This is a genomic window from Sulfitobacter sp. F26204 (assembly GCF_026410305.1).
Taxonomy (GTDB): Bacteria; Pseudomonadota; Alphaproteobacteria; order Rhodobacterales; family Rhodobacteraceae; genus Sulfitobacter.
The window spans coordinates 718,247-737,415 of sequence record NZ_JAPMLQ010000001.1 but is presented as its reverse complement, the minus strand read 5'-3'; the positions used below and the strand labels follow the sequence as shown (position 1 = coordinate 737,415).

Genomic DNA, 19,169 nt, shown 5'->3' with positions numbered 1-19,169 from the left:
CGCGGCGCATCTCGCTAGCGTGGCGCCCAAGAAAACAGGAGCACCCCATGAACTTTGACGAAATCATCGACCGCCGCGCCACCCATTGCGCCAAATGGGACAACATGGAAGCACTTTATGGTGTGCCCCGCGACGAAGGTATTGCAATGTGGGTTGCGGACATGGATTTCCGACCACCCCAGGTCATCCAGAACGCCCTGCGCGATATGCTGGATCACGGGATCTACGGCTACTTCGGTGATGACAGCAAATACCTCGAAGCGATCCAGTGGTGGATGGACAGCCGCCATGGCTGGAAGGTGGATCCATCCTGGATTTTCACCACCCATGGTTTGGTGAACGGCACGGCAATGTGTGTGGATACCTATACTGATCCGGGCGATGGCGTGGTGCTCTTCACGCCAATCTATCACGCCTTTGCCAAAATCGTTAAGGCGGCCGGCCGCAAGGTTGTTGAATGCGAGATGCCGATGAACGCAGGCCGTTACGAGATGGACTTTGACGCATGGGATGCACAGATGACCGGCGCGGAAAAGATGCTGATCCTGTGTTCACCGCATAATCCGGGTGGCCGTGTCTGGAGCCGCGAAGAACTCCAGGGTGTCGCGGATTTTGCCATCCGCCACGATCTGATTCTGGTGTCTGACGAAATTCATCATGATCTGGTGATGCCCGGCAATACCCATATTCCAATGGCCCATATCGATGGGATTACTGATCGGCTGGTGATGATGACCGCCACCACGAAAACCTTCAACATCGCGGGCAGTCATTCGGGTAATGTGATCATCGAGGATCCTGGTTTGCGCGAAAAATTCGGCGCAAGGATGATGGCGCTTGGCTTGTCGGCAAACTCATTCGGGGTCTTCATGGCCACAGCGGCCTATTCACCTGAAGGTGCCACTTGGGTTGACGAATGCGTGGCCTATCTGGATGGCAACCGACGGCTTTTTGATGATGCCGTCAATGCCATTCCCGGGCTGCAATCAATGAACCTCGAAGCCACCTATCTGGCCTGGGTCGATTTTGGCGGAACCGGCATGGCCAGTGACGAATACATCCGCCGGGTGCAACAAGACGCCCGCATCGCGGTCAATCACGGACCGACCTTCGGAAAAGGCGGCGAAAATTTCCTGCGCTTCAACATCGCCACCCCGCGCGCCCGTGTGCAAGAGGCCTGTGACCGTCTGGCACAGGCGTTTGACGATTTGCAGTAAACAACATTCCTGACAGTTCGGTGGCGGATATGCCCGGTGCAATGGATCGCCCCATATTGCCCCGACTGGCGATGTGGGCGTTTCCATTGCGGCCAACCGGCTTGCAACATCAAAAAAACCTCTGCTGAAGAGATTATTAAGGTTCATCGCGCAAGTGTCGTTTGCGTGACCCGTCGATTGCTCTATGAAGGGGTTAACAAAAATGAAGAACAGGCACATGAACCAACATTCTCCCGTCACGCGGCCGACGTCTGATCCCCGACCTGCAAGAGACTGGGTCAAGATTTTGGCAGAATACCGCGAGCCCAGCACATGGCGCAGTTCCTTTGAACTGGCAGCAACTGTCGGCCCGTTTCTGCTGTTGTGGATACTGGCCTGGCTGTCACTTTCGGTCAGCTACTGGCTGACCTTCGCCCTGTCGATGTTGAATGCCGCTTTTCTGTTGCGGCTTTTTGCGATCCAGCATGATTGCGGACATGGTGCCTTTTTCAAGAACCGCACAGTCAGCGATTGGTTGGGACGCACGCTCGGAGTTCTGACGCTCACGCCTTATGACGTTTGGCAACGCACTCATTCGATCCATCACAGCGCGTCAGGGAACCTGTCGCGACGGGGCATGGGCGATGTGCACACAATGACTGTCGCCGAATATCAGGAAAGCGGGCCGTTCACCCGTCTGATGTATAGATTGTACCGTCATCCGATCGTGCTTTTTGGTCTTGGGCCGGGATATTTGTTCTTTTTGCAAAACCGTATCCCATTGGGTCTGATGAACAACCTGCGCTATTGGATCAGTGCGATGGGCACCAACGCCGCTATTATTGGGGCACTGGCGATCATCCTCTATTTCGGCGGTCTGATGCCAATCCTGTTGATTTTTGTTCCCTCCACGCTGCTGGCGGCGACAGCCGGTGTTTGGTTGTTCTATGTCCAGCACCAATTTGAAACGACCCATTGGGAAGAAGAAGAAAACTGGCAACTACACGAGGCGGCGATGCACGGAAGCTCGCATTATGTCATGCCCTCGGTCCTGCAATGGCTCAGCGCAAACATTGGCGTGCATCATGTGCATCATCTCTATAGCCGCATCCCTTTCTATCGCCTGCCGGAAGTGTTGCGCGATCATGTGGACCTTGCCGACGGCAACAGAATGACCATTCGGGAAAGTTTTGAGAATGCCCGCCTCCATCTCTGGGATGAAGAAGGTAAACGCCTTTTGTCTTTTTCACAGGCCCGCGCCCGGCTGAAAGAGATGGCCACCCCCGGGTAAACAGCACCCGCAATCCGCAAATGTTCCCTCCGCATTGGTCAATCTCTGCAATGACCGGCTCTAAATGGCATGCGTATTCAACCAGCGCACAGGTTGCCACCGATGTCGCAGGTTTGAAAAGATCGTTTCTCCAGGCGCTTCTTGACTTTCGGTGAACAGATATTGGAACCAACGGGTCTCTCCTCCTAAAAAATCCACCGGCCCTCTCAGAGGGGCCTGGCCGATGGCCGCAATGGCGAAAGCGCGTTCTCCCATGCAAGGCGCCGGACGGTTCCATCCTGCGGTGTGTAATCTGAGATACCGTTCTCGATCCAAGGTATCAGACAACGCTGTTTCCAATTCGGAGTGAAGTTTCCTGGACAAATTGCCACCATACCTCACGCCGGCTGATATGATGGCTGCCTCAGTCACCGCCACCAAAACTCTGTGCGCAAATGCATAGGGCCTGCGCCTCATCTGATATGGGTAATCCAGGACAACTCCGCTACTGTCCTCTTATTGCGAGAGGAGCATTCAAAATGGGCATGTTGGTAGACGGAAAATGGCAAGATAAGTGGTATGATACCAAATCGACAGGCGGCAAGTTCGAACGTTCGGCCGCCAAGTTCCGCAACTGGATCACAGCAGACGGGTCGGCTGGTCCGTCTGGCAATGCGGGATTCAAAGCGCAAAGCGGGCGGTATCACCTTTTTGTCAGCTACGCCTGCCCCTGGGCACACCGAACGTTGATCTTTCGCGCCCTGAAGGAGTTGACCGACCACATTACCATCAGCGTCGTACATCCTGACATGTTGCAAGAAGGCTGGACCTTTGACAAAGATTTTCCCGGTGCCACTGGCGATACCCTGTTTGGTCTTCCCTATGCCCGCGATATTTATACCCGCGCGGATCCTGGCTTTTCAGGACGCGTGACCGTGCCGATCCTGTGGGACAAAGAACGGAACACCATTGTATCCAATGAAAGTTCCGAAATCATACGCATGTTGAACACCGCCTTTGATGCCATAACCGGCAACACCACCGATTATTGGCCGCAGAACCTGCAAGCGGCGATCGAGCCAGTGAACGACCGCATCTATGATACCTTTAACAACGGCGTTTATCGCTGCGGTTTTGCAACCACCCAAGCGGCCTATGACGAAGCTGTAATATCGCTGTTTGAAACCCTCGACTGGCTGGAGCAAAGATTAACAACCAGGCGTTATCTGATGGGAGAGCACTTGACCGAAGCGGACTGGCGGCTTTTCCCGACCCTGGTACGGTTCGACAGTGTCTACCATTTGCATTTCAAATGTAACCGCCGCCGAATTGTCGATTATCCCAATCTCTGGGCCTATACTCGCGATTTGTATCAAATGCCCGGTATCTCCGCGACGGTAAACCTGGATCACATCGTGCGCCATTATCACTATAGCCACGCCAATATTAATCCATACCGGATCATTCCCATTAACCCCGTTCTCGATTTCGCAGCCCCACAGGATCGAGACAGGCTTTAGCGGCCTTTGGCGGCGTAGTGTTCGACCATCGCGGCCAGATCATCGGGCGGGGTCCCGGAAGGCAGAAACGCACGTGCATTGGCCGCATGCCAGAAAATCGACCCATCCGAAAAAAAGCTGGTGTTGGTGACAAAAATCACCCGCGCATTCGGTTGGCGGTAGTGTGCATAATCGGACACGGCAAGGGCCGAACCGTTCGCGAGGACAAGGTCCAGAATGACAATATCAACTGTCCTGTCCGCAATATAGGCGGTTGCCGCCTCCTGTGTTGTCACAGCGGCGACATCCATACCTTGCCGCCTGAGGTGCCGTTGCCAAAGCGCGCCCAGTTCGGGGCGGCTTTCGACAATCAGTACCTTGATAGGGGTTTCGTTTTCCTGGTTCGGCATATGATGTCTTACATCCATATGTCTGTCGTCACCCCATCTCGTTAACAAAGTGTTAACACCAGCCAAAAGATATTAACTGAACAAGGTTCTCTTGAAAAAGATGCGGTTTTCCGCTTTGCCTCGCAGATAGGCTGGCACAACTTTGCCGATCTACAAACATCGGAGTGATTGCACGAATGCAGGGCAAACGGGATCATGGCGGAAACCTTGACGCAGCTATCGCCAAATTCGGTGGCGCGCGCGCGGATTGGCTCGATCTTTCTACCGGCATTAATCCGTGCAGCTACCCGATCCCGAAGCTGTCTCAGACCGCCTGGACAACGCTCCCCGATGCAGCAGCCCGCGACGAATTGATCAAAGCAGCAAGACAGTTTTGGTCAATCCCCGATACCGCTGGCATTTTACCGGTCCCCGGTGCTTCGGCAGCAATTGTGCATATCCCGCTTCTCGCCCGCCCCGCACGCGTGTCTATCCCCGGCCCGACCTATAATGAACATGCCGCCAGTTTTGTTGCCGCAGGTTGGGAAGTCATCGCGGGTAGTGGGAAAGCAGACGCCACTGTACACGTCCATCCCAACAATCCAGACGGGAGGCTTTGGCAAGCTGATGATCTCACCGGAACATTGCGTGTGATCGACGAGAGTTTTTGTGATGTCCTATCTGATGCCACGCTCATCGACGAAGCAGCAAGACCCGGCACTGTGATCCTCAAGAGTTTTGGTAAATTTTGGGGGCTCGCCGGTGTACGTCTGGGATTTGCCATTGGCGATCCCGCACTGCTGGATCAACTGGATGCAATGCTTGGTCCCTGGGCGGTTGCCGGACCGGCGATCGAAATCGGGACCGCCGCCTTGCAAGACCATGACTGGGCTTCGCAAACGCGACTGCGCCTTGTCGCTGACGCAGCCCGCGTGGATGGTTTGATGACCGCTCGGGATGCGACCCTCGTGGGTGGCACCACGCTTTACCGGCTGTACGAGGTCGACGACGCCGCCGCCTGGCAAAGGCATCTAGCCGCCCACCACATCTGGAGCCGCATTTTCCCATATAACGCCCGCTGGCTGCGCCTTGGACTGCCGCCTGCCTCGGGATGGCAACAACTGGAAAACGCTCTCACATGACTGCGGCATGGATATTGGCCGCCGCGCTTGTACTGGATGCGCTGGTGGGCGAACCCGACTGGCTTTGGCGGCATGTGCCTCATCCTGCGGTGCTGATGGGGCGCGTGATCGGCTGGAGCGACAAAACGTTAAACAATGGGACCCACCGCAAGGCCAAGGGCATCTTTGTCGTGCTCGGACTTATCTTGCTTGGCGCAATCTTGGGAACACTCGTCACCGCCCTTGGCACATTGGTCGAAATCGTCGTTGTTGCGGTATTGCTCGCGCACCGGTCTCTGATGCAGCATGTCCATGCCGTTGCCGACGGGCTGCGTATGTCCACCCTACAGGGACGGCGCGCTGTGGCAATGATCGTCAGCCGCGACACCCGTGACATGCCCCCCCCCGCTATCGCACGTTCCGCCATCGAAAGCGCCGCTGAAAACTTTGGCGATGGTGTCGTTGCACCGGCCTTTTGGTTTTTGATCGGAGGTCTGCCGGGGATCATCATTTACAAACTGGTCAATACCGCAGACAGCATGATCGGCTATCGCACCGACCGCTACATCCTTTTTGGCTGGGCGTCCGCACGGCTGGACGATGTGTTGAACTGGATACCGGCACGTGTCACCGCACTGCTGATTGCACTCCCCGCAGGCATCACATCTCAATGGCGCGCCATCCGCCATGACGCGGCATTGCACCGTTCGCCAAATGCAGGTTGGCCTGAGGCCGCAATGGCCCGTGCGATCAATGTGGCACTTGCTGGCCCGCGAGCTTATGATGGCGTGATGCAGGACTTTGCCTGGGTTAACCCGGAGGGTGCACGCAAGATCGGCCCAACGGAAATTGACGTCTGCCTGACCCGATTGTGGCAAGCGTGGTTTGTGACACTTGGGGGCAGCATGGTCCTCGGTTTATTGAGTTTATTGATTGGTTAAGGACGAAAAATGCGACGACTGTTACTCTCGACCCTATTCGTTGGATTGGCACAGAGCGCCATTGCCGCCTGCGGTGGCCCCTTTCCGGCATTCGTGGACGGCCTGAAGATCGAGGCGATCGACCAAGGTATTTCGCCAGCAACCACCGATGCATTTTTTGCAAGCGTTCGTCACGATCCCGCGGTGCTGCGTGCCGACCGCAAACAGGGTGTATTCCAACTTCCGTTCGTGGAATTTTCGCGCCGGTTGATCTCAACTGACCGGATCAATCGAGGCCGCGCAAATGCCCAGCGATATGCCGGTGTGTTTGACCAGATCGAGCGTGATTACGGCGTAGATCGCGGTGTCTTGCTGGCATTCTGGGCCTTCGAAACGGACTACGGTGCCTTTCAGGGCGATTCGAACACAGCCAATGCACTGGTGACGCTTGCTCATGACTGCCGCCGGCCCGACCTGTTCCGCCCACAGGTGTTCGCCGCTGTCGAACTCTTCGCCAAAGGTGAATTTGACCCGCGCACCACCACTGGTGCATGGGCCGGTGAAATCGGAATGGTACAAATGCTGCCACGCGACATTCTGGAAAACGGTGTCGATGGCGACGGCGATGGCAAGGTTTCGCTCAAGACGTCGGCACCGGATGCCTTGATGTCCGGAGGCAAGATGTTGCAAGCACTGGGCTGGCGTGCCGGTGAACCCTGGCTGGCCGAGGTAAGCCTGCCCGCCGATTTCGATTGGTCCCTGACAGGGCTGGAAACGGAAAAGCCGGTCGCAGACTGGCAGGCACTGGGCATTGTTCCGCGACAGGGAACCTTGCAAGAGGGCCTGTCTGCATCCATCATTTTACCTCAGGGACGCAAAGGCCCGGCATTTGCCGCCTATCCGAACTTTCGCGTCTACTTTGACTGGAACCAAAGTTTTACCTATGTGATGACGGCCGCCTATTTTGCCACACGTCTGCAAGGTGCTCCCGTCTTTGACGCGGGCAATCCGGAGCGCGGCCTGGAATCGGATCAAATGAAGGCCTTGCAAACACGTCTCCAGTCACGCGGGCATGATGTGGGTGCCATTGACGGCATTCTGGGTGCAGGGACACGTGCCGCGGTGCGTGTCGAACAGACCCGACTGGGATTGGCTGTAGATGGTTGGCCAACGCCGGAACTCCTCTCAAAACTTTAACCCAAAGGACAGATCTCATGGCTCTCAAGAAAACTGCAGCACAGATGGTCGCCGATGCCCGCGCCCGTATCGAAGAAATCGAAACGGCGGATGCTATTGCGATGGTGAATGACCCCGCGGTTCAGATCGTCGACCTGCGCGACCCTCGCGAGCGCGCCCGCTCTGGATTTATTCCCGGCAGTTTTCATTGCCCCCGCGGAATGTTGGAATTCTGGGTCGACCCTGAGAGCCCCTATTTCAAGGATGTTTTTGCCCAGGACAAAAAGTTTGTTTTTCACTGCGCATCCGGATGGCGTTCTGCCATCTCTGTGGCCACGTTGCAGGACATGGGATTTGACGCAGCACACCTGAAAGAGGGTTTCAGCGGCTGGGAAAAAGCAGGTGGACCAATCGAAGCCACCAGTTAAACTATTGGGCGTGTCACAGGTTGATGCGAGCCGGTCCCTGCCAACTCAGGCGACCAGAGTTTCCGCTTTCTTAAGGTCAACCGAGACAAGCTGACTGACGCCTTGTTCTGCCATCGTCACACCGAACAGACGGTCCATGCGCGCCATCGTCACTGCATGGTGCGTGATGATCAAAAACCGCGTATCGGTCTGACGACACATCTCATCGAGCAAATCACAGAACCGCGTGACATTGGCGTCATCCAGCGGCGCATCAACTTCGTCAAGCACACAAATCGGCGCGGGATTGGCCAGAAACACCGCAAAAATCAAGGCCATCGCAGTCAAGGTCTGTTCCCCCCCTGACAACAGGCTAAGGGTGCTCAACTTCTTGCCGGGAGGTTGGCACATGATCTCCAGCCCCGCCTCCAGCGGATCGTCGGATTCAACCATAACAAGACTGGCCTCGCCCCCGCCGAACAGATGGGTAAACAGCATGGAGAAATTGGAATTGACCTGCTCGAACGCCGTCAGCAGACGTTCGCGTCCTTCACGATTCAAGCTGGCAATGCCAGAGCGCAGAGTCTTGATCGCTTCTTCCAGATCCGCCTTTTCACCGGTCAGGTTATCGTACTCTTCCTGCACCTCTTTGGCATCTTCTTCAGCCCGCAGGTTCACGGCACCCAAGGCATCACGCTGCCGTTTCAACCTGTTCACATCCGCTTCCAGGCCACCGGCATCAGGTATTTGATCTGATGTGGTGTCCAGTGTGCCCAGCAATTGCTCTGGTGTCATCTGGCAGTCTTCGATTATCCGTTCCGCTGCTGCCGCTGCAGTCTCTTTTGCCGCCTCTGCACGGGCATCCGACCGTGCGCGCGCTTCACGCGCTTCCGACGCCTCGCGCTCTGCCTCGCGTTCAGTCGCTGTAGCGTCGCGCAGAGCAGCTTCTGCTTTGGACAGCGCATCAGCCGCTTCGGTCTTGCGCGCTTCGGCAGTGCCGATCGCATCGGTCAGTTCATCGCGTTTGGTCGCAATTTCTGCCGGTGCGGCACAGGCTTCTTTCAGTTCTGCCTCGGACACTGTCTTGCGTTCGATCAACTCTGCGCTGCGCTTTTCTGCGGTCTCCAGACGATGACGCCAGCCGCTCAGTTCTTTGGTGACTTCTTGCGTCCGTTTCACCCGCGCCTCGCCTTCACGGCGCAACTCGTCATGGGTTGAGCGGCGCGACATCATTGTGATGCGGGCGGCCTCAACCGTCATGCGCAAATCCTCGATTCCTGCGCGCGCTTCGTCCAGATCGCCAAGTTCGGCCAGAGCGCGTTCAGCTTCGAGCACGCGGCCACGTGCCGCCATCGCCTCGTCTTCGTGACGTTTGACTGCCAGACCAAGGCTTTCCAGGCGACCTTCTGCAAGGTTGCGGTCGGCTTCAACCCGGCTCAGCGCCCGTCCCGCATCGGCCACGGCACGATCCGCAGTCCGACGGGCATCGCGTGCACGTTTGTCAGCCTCGGTCTGTTCCGAGAGTGTCCGGGTCAAACTGTCATGCGCGGCTCGCGCACCTTCAGCCTTTTGGCTGGCTTGTTCCAAGGCTTGTTTTAGAACCTCAAGCCGGTTCAATTGTTGCAATCGCAATGCCGCTGCTGAGGGCGCATCCTCGGCCCAGGCGCGGAACCCGTCCCAACGCCAAAAATCACCTTCGAGCGACACCAGACGCTGTCCCGGCAACAGGGCCGCCTGCAAGGACGGTCCTTCATCGGAATCAACCAGCCCGATCTGACCCATCCTGCGTGACAGAACCTCGGGCACCGACACATGAAGCGACAGTGGCGTAACACCAGACGGGAGCGCCTGTTCCTGATCATAGGTTTGCAAAACCGCCCATCCGGACGGACCATCCGCTTCGACCTGCGGTGCCCGCAAATCATCGGCGAGGGCCGCACCCAATGCCTTTTCAAACCCGTGTTCCACCTGGAGTCGGTCAAGAATCTGACCGCCTTCTGCGGTATCACGCTCCACCAGCTTGGCAAGGGCTGCCACTTCGGCCCTCAGTGCATTCATCTCTCCTTCGGCCTCGGAACGTTCGGCGCGGGCATCCGCCTCGCGGCTCTGTGTCTCAGCCCGCGCTTCTTCCGCTTCGATCAATGCCGCTTCGGCAGCGGTCGACTCGGCCACCGCTGCGATCTCGGCCTGATGCGCGGCTTCGAAACCGGCCTTGGCCTGATCAAGTGTTGCGCGGCTCTGCTCTGCCGCCTGTTGCGCCTTTTGCGCCTCGCTTTCAGATTTCTTCTGGGTCTTGCGGCTGTCATCCAGCAACCGTTCGGCGGAACCATGCCGCGCCGCCAAACGTGCGACATCTTCGGTTTGTTGCGACAGATCATTCTCGCGTGCCTGTAACACACCCGCAGCTTCCTGCGCTGCTAGCGAAGCCTCCTCAAGTGCCTCCTTGTGTCCCTCGCCTGCTTTGGCAAGCTCGCGGGCTTCCCACTCCAATCGCTCGATCGTGTCACCCGCATCGCGGTTCAGTCCGCTCTCTCGGTCAATGTCTTTTGCCAGTTGGGCGATACGTCCTTGCAGCGTGTCGATGGTCTGTTGTGCGCGGGCTTCCTGATCATTCAAGGTGTCGCGCTGCACTGCCAATCTTTGCAAAACCGCGGCCGCAATCGCATCTTCCTCTCGAAGGGGCGGAAGTGCCTCTTCTGCCACCTGTCGCGTTTTCCCCGCGCCCAGAACCGCGCCTTGTGCCTGCGCCGCCACTGTCACACGGAGGCGCAACTCCTCAACCGCCGAGGCACAAGCATCTTCTGCTTCCCGCCAGCGCCGAAACAGCAGCATGCCTTCGGCCTTCCGCAGGGCATTGCCTATCTCACGATAACGTGCTGCCTGTCGTGCCTGACGTGCCAACTGGCTCAACTGGGCGGCCAACTGCTCGATCACATCATCAACCCGTGCGAGGTTGGCCTCGGCACCGTTCAATTTCAGTTCTGCCTCATGGCGACGTTGATAAAGCCCGGAAATCCCTGCCGCCTCTTCCAAAATACGGCGCCGGTTCTTGGGTTTGGCGTTGATCAGCTCTGCGATCTGCCCCTGCCGGACCAGGGCCGGGGAATGTGCCCCAGTCGAGGCATCGGCAAACAGCATTTGAACATCCCGAGCCCGCACATCTTTGCCTGCCGCCTTATAGGCGCTGCCAACGTCGCGGGTGATCCGGCGCACAATATCGAGACTATCATTGTCATTGAACCCGGCAGGTGCCAACCGTTCTGAATTATCGATATGCAACGCGACTTCGGCAAAGTTACGGGCCGGACGGGTTGACGCACCGGCGAAAATCACGTCTTCCATCCCGCCCCCACGCATCGCCGTGGGGCGGTTTTCCCCCATCACCCAGCGCAAAGCCTCAAGCAAGTTCGATTTACCACAGCCATTGGGACCCACAACACCTGTCAAACCATCCGCGATGATAAGGTCCGTCGGGTCCACAAAGCTTTTGAAGCCTGTCAATCTGAGTTTGGAAAAACGCACTTCTGCGAAGGCTCCGATGATTCCTGCGTGGTACAAAATGCGGGCGCGACGACCCTCATGTCAAGCAATCGCCACAAGGGAAAGGGGAATGAAAAGAGTTATCCACAAGATATGGCGGATTTAGGCCGCATCACAATCCAAATCAATTCGTATTTGCCCGATCTCACGGATCCCCGACCCGCGCACCGGCACACAGTCGAGCGTCATGGGATCGTCGCGTTCTATCACCCTCCGCTTGCCACAGGCCAAGCGGCCAAAGGCCTGTGCCTGATCCCCCGTCACCGTGACAACGCGGCATCCGCTGACCCTTGCCATCGCATAGGCTGCACGATGTCTGATCACGCCAAAACGTGGCGCATATTCTTGATTGATGCGGATCGCCTCTGCCCGCTGGCCGCTTATCCGGACATCAAAGGTAGACTCTTCAACACTGATCCGCGTGTAAGGCAGACCGCGGAACGCAGGACTGGGTGTATTGCAGGCGGAAAGAAAAATAAAACAAATAAAAAGATACCGCATCGCTGAATTATCAACCGGCGAGGTTAACAACCTTTTAACCCATTACACCTCGTCCCTTGTTGGTTCCCCAACCATTGCTACAGCCATTTTTTGGTCATATGATCTAACCAATTCAAGGATTTCGCATGCCCTTTCGCCCCGTCGTTTCAGAGAAACTCTCGCATGCAGTGATCCGTCAGATTGAACTGCTCATCCTGCGAGGGATCCTGCGCGCCGGTGAACGTCTGCCGCCCGAACGGGAATTGGCTGACCGTCTACAGGTCTCGCGCCCTTCGTTACGTGATGCAATCTCCAGGCTGCAAACTGCCGGGCTGCTTAATGCGAAACCCGGTGCTGGAGTCTATGTCGCTGATGTATTGGGCAGTGCCTTTTCTCCTGCATTGATTGACCTTTTCGCGCGCCATGACGAGGCGGTAGCTGACTACCTGTCCTTTCGTCGCGACCTTGAGGCACTGGCGGCAGAACGCGCAACGAAATATGGGTCGGATACCGATTTGGCCGTTGTTGACGCCATCTTCAAGAAGATGGAAACGGCCCATAACAAACGCGATGCCGAGGAAGAAGCGCAACTGGATGCGCAATTCCATATGGCGATCATCGAAGCCAGCCATAATGTTGTGATGCTGCATATGATGCGGTCGATGTATGAACTGTTGCGCGGCGGCGTTTTTTACAACCGGCAGGTCATGTTCAAACAGCGCACCAGCCGCGCCGCCCTCTTGGATCAACACCGTCTGATCAACGTTGCGCTGCAACGCCGCGACAGTGATGCGGCACGTTTCACGGTCGAAGCGCATCTGGATTTCGTGAAGACTGTGTTGGCAGACCATACCAAGGCCAGACGTAACGAAGACATTGCGCGCCAACGCCTACAACATGAAGTTGGTGATTGACCGGAATTTCCCCGCCCCAAACGAAAAAAGCCCCGGCAGTTACACCGAGGCTTTTGTCTTTACGTTTAAAATTGGACTCAGTGTAGCTTGCTATCAACCTGCGCAATCGCATCGTCAATCAACGCGTTGCCCGCTGCGGCTGACATCTGCTTGGCAATCACATCACGGGCCGCTGCAACAGCGATGACAACCGCTTGATCACGGACTTCCTTGATCGCGGCGGATTGGGCCGATTCAATCTGTTCTTCTGCGGCCGTCAAACGACGGGCGACAGATTTTTCCAGATCGGCACGGGCCTGAATGCCGGCTGCTGTTGCTTCTTCCTTTGCCGCGGCTACGATGCGGTCAGCTTTTTCCTGCACTTCTTTTTGCTGGCGCTCGTAAGAGGCCAGCAAGGTCTGTGCTTCTTCACGCAAGCGTCGGGCTTCTTCCAACTCGGATTTGATCCCTTCGGCGCGCTGGTCCAACATGCCACCAAGAAGGCTGGGCACTTTGAAATAGAACAACACGGCGATGAACAGCAAAAAGGCCAACAGTACCACAAAGTCGGTATTGCCGAGCGAAAAGAACGGTCCGGATGCCGCAAAAGCGGGTGTCGCAAGCAGGGCACCAAAGGCGGTGGTCAGGGTCAAACGCATCTGCTTCATCCTTTCAACCGGGCATCAATGGCCGCATTGATCGTCTTGGCATCGGCCTTGCCACCCAGGGCAGCAACGATTTCTTTCGCGGTGTCTTTCGCCACAATCTTGACGTTCTCCATGGCGGAGGTGCGAATTTCTGCGATCGCCTTTTCGGATTCTACCGCCTTGGCTGAGATTTCTGCGTCGGCTTTGGCAATGGCAACATCAAGGTCGGCTTTGATCTCTGCTTTTGCACGCTCTACGATGTTTTGTGCCTCTGCACGAGCATCCACAAGCGCCTTGTTATAGGCAGCTTCAGCCTCAACCGCTTTGGCCTTGAGATCTTCGGCCGCGGCCAGATCATTGGTGATCGTGCCCGACCGCTCTGCCAATACCGCACCGATGCGGGGCAAGGCGACCCGTGACAGGATCAGGTAAATCGCAATCAGTGCGAGCACGAGCCAGAAAATCTGGTTGCCCCAATGCGAAAAATCTAACTGGGGCATACCGGGTGTGCTGGCGTGTTCTGCCATATCAACTCCTACGGCATCAGCCAAACCATCACTTTGTGTATTCGTTGCCATTTCGGCTTCTCCTTGGAAACGGGGGCCCACAAGCGGACAGGGGGCTGCCCCTGTCCGCACGCAAGAATGTCGTTACCGGAGCTTAAACAGCAAACATCAACAGCAGAGCGACGAGGAATGCGAAGATCCCCAGAGCTTCTGCAAAGGCGATGCCGATGAACAATGTTGCTGTCTGAGATGCAGCAGCGGATGGGTTGCGCAATGCGCCGGCCAAAAAGTTGCCTGCAACGTTACCAACACCGATTGCGGCTGCGCCGGAACCGATTGCTGCCAGACCTGCGCCGATGTGTGCGAGTTCGCCTTCCATGAGAATTCTCCTATTAAGTTGGAAGTTGAGTATTAGGACGGGTGTAAGGTTTCGCCCGAATTAGTGTGATGGATGCAGCGCGTCCTTGAGGTACACGCATGTTAGAATGGTAAAGACATAGGCCTGAATGAAGGACACGAGGACTTCCAGACCGTACATCGCCGTGATGCCGAGGATCGCAAAAGGCGAAACAACGGTCAGTGCGGCAAAGCCGGCAAAAACCTTGATCACAGCATGGCCTGCCATAACGTTACCAGCCAAACGAATGGAGTGGCTGACGGGACGCACGAAATACGAAATCAGTTCGATCACTGCCAGAACAGGACGCAGCGCCAGTGGCGCGGATGCGACCCAGAACAGCCCCAGGAATGCAGCACCGTTCTTTACAAATCCGAGTATGGTCACGGTCAGGAATACCGCCATCGCCAGAACCACGGTCACGGCAAAATGGGCGGTCGGCGTGAAGGAGGCAGGCAGCAGGCCAAGAAAGTTGGCGCAAACGATGAACATGAACAGTGTCATGATGTAGGGGAAATACTTGACCCCTTCCTTGCCGCAGATGTCTTCGACCATTTTATAGACAAAGCCATAAGCCAGCTCAGCAACCGACTGCATCCGCGACGGAATGACTGATCGCTTGGAACTACCCAAAACCAGCAACAGGAAGGTGGCGAGAACCGCAAGGAAAGACCAGACCGTGGCGTTGGTCACCGTGTACCAAGCAACATCCGTACCGCCAAAAAATGGCTCAACGATGAACTGATCCATCGGGTGGAAGACGAGACCGCCTTCTTCTGCGCCGTGTGTTTCTGTGGCCATTTCAGGCTCCTTCGTCGTTCTTAGCCATATCGGCTATCTTCTTATCCTGGATCTCCTGCGCAGACCGGAGCATCGTCTTGATCCCCGCCGCAAGCCCCAACATTACAAACAGCACCATGAATATGGGAAGGGTGCCAAACAGCCAATCCAACCCGTATCCGATGCCAAAACCGATCCCCAGACCGGCAACAAGCTCAATCACCATCCGCCAGGCAAGCTGCGCCTGAGAATAATGCTCTTCTTGGTGGGGTTTTGCAGGAGCCGATCGCGCTTTGGCAGCATTGATCTTGGCCTCAAGCTCTCGAAGGTCTGGATCGGGCATGTGCAATTCCCCACTGGAATTCTAGGCCTCTAGCTACTGTTGCTGCAGCACGGAGTCAACGGCCGGGATACCCCAATTAACCGGCTGATTTCATTATATTTAATCAGTGGCATGCATTTCTGTCTTCCAATACAGACACCATTTCCAGCCCTTTTGCACATTCAACCTTCTGGTTGATCGTTTATCATCCTGCATCCCGCCATTGCGCTGTTTCCGCCATGAGCCAGTCACGGAAAACCCGGACGGCCTTGCGCCGCAACACGCTTTCACCAAGCACCAGATGGTAACCGCCCTCGCGAAATCCGACCTCGGAAAGACGCACCAAACGCCCTGCGGCCACTTCCCCCGCGACCACCTCATCCGAGACCAACAATATCCCCTGCCCTGAAATTGCCGCCTCCACCGCCAGGGCCGACGACATTCGCCAGGTGGATTGCGGCACTTCTTCCGGTGCGACCTCGCCAGTCAGGGCAAACCAGACGTCCCATGTGCCGCTGGTCCGGTCCCGCAACAACGGATAGGACAGCATATCCCGCGTCGACGTCAGAGGAGCACGCAGCAATGAAGGGGCAGCATAAGGATGCAATGGCGCATCACTAATCAACTCGGATCCCGGATAGTGATTTTCCGGGCGCACGAACCGGATGGCCAGATCCGCCTCATATCTTGCCAAATTTGCCAGGTGCCGCGAGGCTTCGAGCCTGATCTCGATTTCTGGTTGCAAGGCTGAAAAATTCTTCAACAACGGCACCAATAACTTGGTCGCAAACAATGTCTCGGAATTTACCCACACCGTTCCCTGTGGAAATTCGACGAGGTTTTCGGTGGCCGAAGCGATAGCATCAAAGGCTGGAGAGACCTGCGCAAGATATGCGGCACCATATTCCGACAACTCCAACCCTCTGGGCAAATCGCGAAAGAGCTGGACGCCCATGCGATCCTCCAGTCCGCGCACATGTCGGCTGATCGACGAATGGCTGACATCCAACTCCTCTGCGGCGCGCGAAAAACTTTGATGCCTGCCTGCGGCTTCAAAAGCGCGCAGCGCATTCAGAGGGGGGAGTTGGCGTTTCATGACTATGTGTGCAATTTTTACACATTTAACGTCAAGCAATTGTTTTTGCTCCTTTCACCCAATTATGGCAAAAAAGCCTAAATCATGTGAAAAGGTGGATCACCGTGGCTTTGACAGAGCATAACACGCTTTGGCGTGAGCAGAAAAATCATGTTAAAATAGCACATGTTAAGGATGTGGTACGCGCTCTTGCCCGATGGCTCAGCCCGCGCAGACACCCGCACGTCAGAGATCTGAACGCACATTACACTCGTGACATTGGCCTGTCTCCCGGAGAACCACCGTATTTCTCGCACCGATTGCCCTCGCAATTTGGGCATCATCCGCGCGGTTGAACGGCTTCCCCTGGGCAGGACAGCAGGCTAAAGATGGGGCATGACCCGCTCCATTGATCAGGTATTTGCTGCCCTGTCCGACCCCACGCGACGCAGTATTCTTGCGATGCTCCTCGAAGATGACATGGCCGTCACCGACGTCGCCGAACCCTTCGAGATGTCGCTGGCCGCAATTTCCAAGCATTTGAATGTTCTGACATCTGCGGGGCTGATCTCGCAGGAAAAACGCGGCCGCGTCAAATGGTGCAAACTGGAACCCGATGCGATGAAGGACGCTTCGATCTGGATGCAGGGGTTTGGCCAGTTCGAACCTGTAAACCTTGACGCCTTCGAACGGTTTCTTGCTGCCGAGCTGCCCGACCTGTCGGGCGACAACAGCTAGTGCTGGCCTGCTTCATCGTCGCGCAAGAGCAGGAATAACGCCAGAACAGTCAACGCAACACCACCCAGAACCATTATGGGCGGAACCCCATTGCCGAGGATGACTTCCCAAACAATCACCCATGATGGTGTCAGATACGTATAAGCCATAACCTTGGCCGAAGGCAGCCGCAGCGTGGCAAACTGCAACAACACCACGGTCACGGCGGTTGCGAAGAATGCTGTGTAGAAAAGTGTAATCCACACTCGTGCAGGCAGAGCCGCCCAATCGGTTGCAGCAATTTCGGCCCATGCATAAACGCTTAGCAACAGGCCGCCTGCAATGACCGTTCCGAAGGTGAACGTCACGGCTGATTCTCCTCGGTTCAACCGGCGCACCATGGGTGTATAGATCGCGTGACTGACGCAGCCGACAAAGTAAATCGCCTCGCCCCGTCCCAGATCGAACCGCATCAAGGCACCCAGATCAGCACGAAAAATCACCCAGAGGGCACCACACCCCCCGATTGCCAGGGCAAATGCCATGCGCGACGTCAAAACCTGACGCAACAACAACCATGCAAAAACCGCCGCCATCAGAGGAACAAGGGTAAAAACCGCGGCTGCGCTGACCGGCGGAGCGGTCTTCAGGCCCTCGAACATCAAAACGAAATAGATACCAAACAAGCCACCCAAAACGCCGTAACGCCAGGGAGCTGCGAAACTCCCCGCACCGAATCCGCCAAGAGTGTAAGCCAGGGCACCGACGATAACCGCCGCAACCCAGAACCGAACCGCGATGAAGGCCGCCGGATCAATATCATTGGCCATTAACCCGCCCAGCGAAAAGGATCCCGCCACCAAGGCCGAAAAACTCAACATTGCGAGATGGCCCTGCATGCCCGGTGTCACAGCTGGCCCTCGGCGGTCTGTTTTTTGATGAACCGCAACAAGGCCTGCACCTTGGTCGTTCGGTGCAGATCAACGTGGGTGACCAACCACAAGGGTGCCGACCACTCCGGACGCGGCGCATGGATTTCCACCAGATCAGGATAGCCAGCCGCCGTTGACTGCGACAGGAAACCTATGCCGGCCCCGGCAACAACCGCTGCAACGACCGCACGAGGATCCGTGCATCTGAAGGTGATACTGGTGTCCGGTACATTGTCATGCATCCATTGATAATAGGGTGCACGGCTCTCGCGGGTCTCCGTACCGACAAACCGGTGTCTGGCATAGTCGCCTTGATCTTTTATGACACCGTACTCTGCCACATAGGCCTTGCTGGCATAGGCCCCCACCGGCAGTTCGATCAAGGGCTGCACCACATTATCAGGCTGTTCCGGCGCAACGCCCGCACGGATCGCCACATGCGCCTCTCCATATTCCAATCGAAACAACCGATCGCCGGTCAGATAGCGCACTGAGACTTCCTTGTGTTTTTGCTGGAAAGCAGCAAGGATCGGCGCAATCTTCCCCGCAAGCGACACCAGCGACGTCACCACCAGTTCCCCTGAGACATCTGCGCCGCGCCCCTTGATACGCCCGGCAAGCTGACTGAACTGATCGTCCGTCGCCTGTGCCACGCGCAACAGGTCGTTTCCTGCCTCCGTTGCTGTATAGCCGCGTGCATGCCGTTGGAACAGTTTGACTCCCAACCGCCCTTCAAGCGCATCAATATGGCGGATCACCGTGGCATGATGTACCCCCAGCACATCTGCCGCCCCGCTCACCGTTCCCATACGCGCAACCTGATAGGCTGTTCTGATCTCGTCCCAGTTATCCAAAGGTCATTCCTGTGCATTTATGAACATGCTGCGCCTACCTTTACCGTA

20 protein-coding genes are annotated in these 19,169 nt (G+C 56.4%); 9 read left to right on the top strand and 11 right to left on the bottom strand.

Going from position 1 to position 19,169, the window contains the following annotated elements:
- Positions 1 to 47: 47 nt before the first annotated feature.
- The 3 genes from OS190_RS03580 (at position 48) to OS190_RS03570 (ending at position 3,986) form a co-directional block, all read left to right on the top strand.
- Positions 48 to 1,217 carry a MalY/PatB family protein gene (locus OS190_RS03580; RefSeq protein WP_267157280.1) on the top strand — a complete coding sequence of 390 codons (1,170 nt, stop codon included), beginning with the start codon at positions 48 to 50 and terminating at the stop codon, positions 1,215 to 1,217.
- A 217-nt stretch (positions 1,218 to 1,434) separates the two neighbouring features.
- On the top strand, positions 1,435 to 2,487 hold the full coding sequence (locus OS190_RS03575) for a fatty acid desaturase (protein ID WP_267157279.1): 1,053 nt from the start codon (positions 1,435 to 1,437) through the stop codon (positions 2,485 to 2,487).
- A gap of 518 nt (positions 2,488 to 3,005) precedes the next feature.
- A complete protein-coding gene (locus OS190_RS03570; RefSeq protein ID WP_267157278.1) occupies positions 3,006 to 3,986 on the top strand; it encodes a glutathione S-transferase family protein in 981 nt (326 codons plus the stop codon).
- On the opposite strand, the gene OS190_RS03565 is transcribed toward OS190_RS03570, so the two are convergent.
- Positions 3,983 to 4,348 carry a response regulator transcription factor gene (locus tag OS190_RS03565; RefSeq protein ID WP_267157345.1) on the bottom strand — a complete coding sequence of 122 codons (366 nt, stop codon included), beginning with the start codon at positions 4,346 to 4,348 and terminating at the stop codon, positions 3,983 to 3,985. The two genes, OS190_RS03570 and OS190_RS03565, sit on opposite strands and share 4 nt — an antisense overlap.
- 203 nt (positions 4,349 to 4,551) lie before the next feature.
- Here OS190_RS03565 and OS190_RS03560 point away from each other — a divergent pair, with 203 nt between their 5' ends.
- Genes OS190_RS03560 through OS190_RS03545 form a run of 4 tightly spaced genes read left to right on the top strand, consistent with a single transcriptional unit; the run spans position 4,552 to position 7,999 of the window.
- The gene (locus OS190_RS03560) at positions 4,552 to 5,496 is read left to right on the top strand and encodes a threonine-phosphate decarboxylase (RefSeq protein WP_267157277.1); all 945 of its coding nucleotides are present in this window, start codon (positions 4,552 to 4,554) and stop codon (positions 5,494 to 5,496) included.
- Entirely contained in the window at positions 5,493 to 6,416 is a 924-nt protein-coding gene (gene cbiB, locus OS190_RS03555) for an adenosylcobinamide-phosphate synthase CbiB (RefSeq protein ID WP_267157276.1), read from the top strand. Before OS190_RS03560 ends, cbiB begins: the two co-directional genes overlap by 4 nt.
- 9 nt (positions 6,417 to 6,425) lie before the next feature.
- Positions 6,426 to 7,592, top strand: a complete 1,167-nt coding sequence (locus OS190_RS03550; RefSeq protein WP_267157275.1) for a lytic murein transglycosylase — start codon at positions 6,426 to 6,428, stop codon at positions 7,590 to 7,592.
- Between the two features lie 17 nt (positions 7,593 to 7,609).
- On the top strand, positions 7,610 to 7,999 hold the full coding sequence (locus tag OS190_RS03545; RefSeq protein ID WP_267157274.1) for a rhodanese-like domain-containing protein: 390 nt from the start codon (positions 7,610 to 7,612) through the stop codon (positions 7,997 to 7,999).
- 45 nt (positions 8,000 to 8,044) lie between these two features.
- Here the strand turns inward: OS190_RS03545 and smc are convergent, their stop codons facing one another.
- Positions 8,045 to 11,500 carry a chromosome segregation protein SMC gene (gene smc / locus OS190_RS03540; protein ID WP_267157273.1) on the bottom strand — a complete coding sequence of 1,152 codons (3,456 nt, stop codon included), beginning with the start codon at positions 11,498 to 11,500 and terminating at the stop codon, positions 8,045 to 8,047.
- 120 nt (positions 11,501 to 11,620) lie between these two features.
- A complete protein-coding gene (locus OS190_RS03535) occupies positions 11,621 to 12,019 on the bottom strand; it encodes a hypothetical protein (RefSeq protein ID WP_267157272.1) in 399 nt (132 codons plus the stop codon).
- Between the two features lie 125 nt (positions 12,020 to 12,144).
- On the opposite strand from OS190_RS03535, the gene OS190_RS03530 reads away from it, so the two are divergent.
- Entirely contained in the window at positions 12,145 to 12,912 is a 768-nt protein-coding gene (locus OS190_RS03530; protein ID WP_267157271.1) for a FadR/GntR family transcriptional regulator, read from the top strand.
- 77 nt (positions 12,913 to 12,989) lie between these two features.
- On the opposite strand, the gene OS190_RS03525 is transcribed toward OS190_RS03530, so the two are convergent.
- The 6 genes from OS190_RS03525 to OS190_RS03500 all read right to left on the bottom strand — a co-directional run bounded on the left by OS190_RS03525 (position 12,990) and on the right by OS190_RS03500 (position 16,639).
- Positions 12,990 to 13,550: a F0F1 ATP synthase subunit B gene (locus OS190_RS03525; RefSeq protein ID WP_267157270.1), complete on the bottom strand. Its 561-nt coding sequence runs from the start codon at positions 13,548 to 13,550 to the stop codon at positions 12,990 to 12,992.
- 5 nt (positions 13,551 to 13,555) lie between these two features.
- Positions 13,556 to 14,116 carry a F0F1 ATP synthase subunit B' gene (locus tag OS190_RS03520; protein WP_416237362.1) on the bottom strand — a complete coding sequence of 187 codons (561 nt, stop codon included), beginning with the start codon at positions 14,114 to 14,116 and terminating at the stop codon, positions 13,556 to 13,558.
- A gap of 82 nt (positions 14,117 to 14,198) precedes the next feature.
- The gene (locus tag OS190_RS03515) at positions 14,199 to 14,423 is read right to left on the bottom strand and encodes a F0F1 ATP synthase subunit C (RefSeq protein WP_267157269.1); all 225 of its coding nucleotides are present in this window, start codon (positions 14,421 to 14,423) and stop codon (positions 14,199 to 14,201) included.
- 60 nt (positions 14,424 to 14,483) lie between these two features.
- Entirely contained in the window at positions 14,484 to 15,242 is a 759-nt protein-coding gene (locus OS190_RS03510) for a F0F1 ATP synthase subunit A (RefSeq protein WP_267157268.1), read from the bottom strand.
- A 1-nt stretch (position 15,243) separates the two neighbouring features.
- Positions 15,244 to 15,564: an AtpZ/AtpI family protein gene (locus OS190_RS03505; protein ID WP_267157267.1), complete on the bottom strand. Its 321-nt coding sequence runs from the start codon at positions 15,562 to 15,564 to the stop codon at positions 15,244 to 15,246.
- Positions 15,565 to 15,748: 184 nt separating this feature from the next.
- Entirely contained in the window at positions 15,749 to 16,639 is an 891-nt protein-coding gene (locus tag OS190_RS03500; protein WP_267157266.1) for a LysR substrate-binding domain-containing protein, read from the bottom strand.
- Positions 16,640 to 17,014: 375 nt separating this feature from the next.
- Between OS190_RS03500 and OS190_RS03495 the strand changes: the two genes are divergently transcribed.
- Positions 17,015 to 17,356, top strand: a complete 342-nt coding sequence (locus OS190_RS03495) for an ArsR/SmtB family transcription factor (RefSeq protein WP_267157265.1) — start codon at positions 17,015 to 17,017, stop codon at positions 17,354 to 17,356.
- Here the strand turns inward: OS190_RS03495 and OS190_RS03490 are convergent.
- Entirely contained in the window at positions 17,353 to 18,234 is an 882-nt protein-coding gene (locus tag OS190_RS03490) for a DMT family transporter (protein ID WP_267157264.1), read from the bottom strand. The two genes, OS190_RS03495 and OS190_RS03490, sit on opposite strands and share 4 nt — an antisense overlap.
- A gap of 8 nt (positions 18,235 to 18,242) precedes the next feature.
- A complete protein-coding gene (locus tag OS190_RS03485) occupies positions 18,243 to 19,121 on the bottom strand; it encodes a LysR family transcriptional regulator (protein ID WP_267157263.1) in 879 nt (292 codons plus the stop codon).
- Positions 19,122 to 19,169 lie beyond the last annotated feature (48 nt).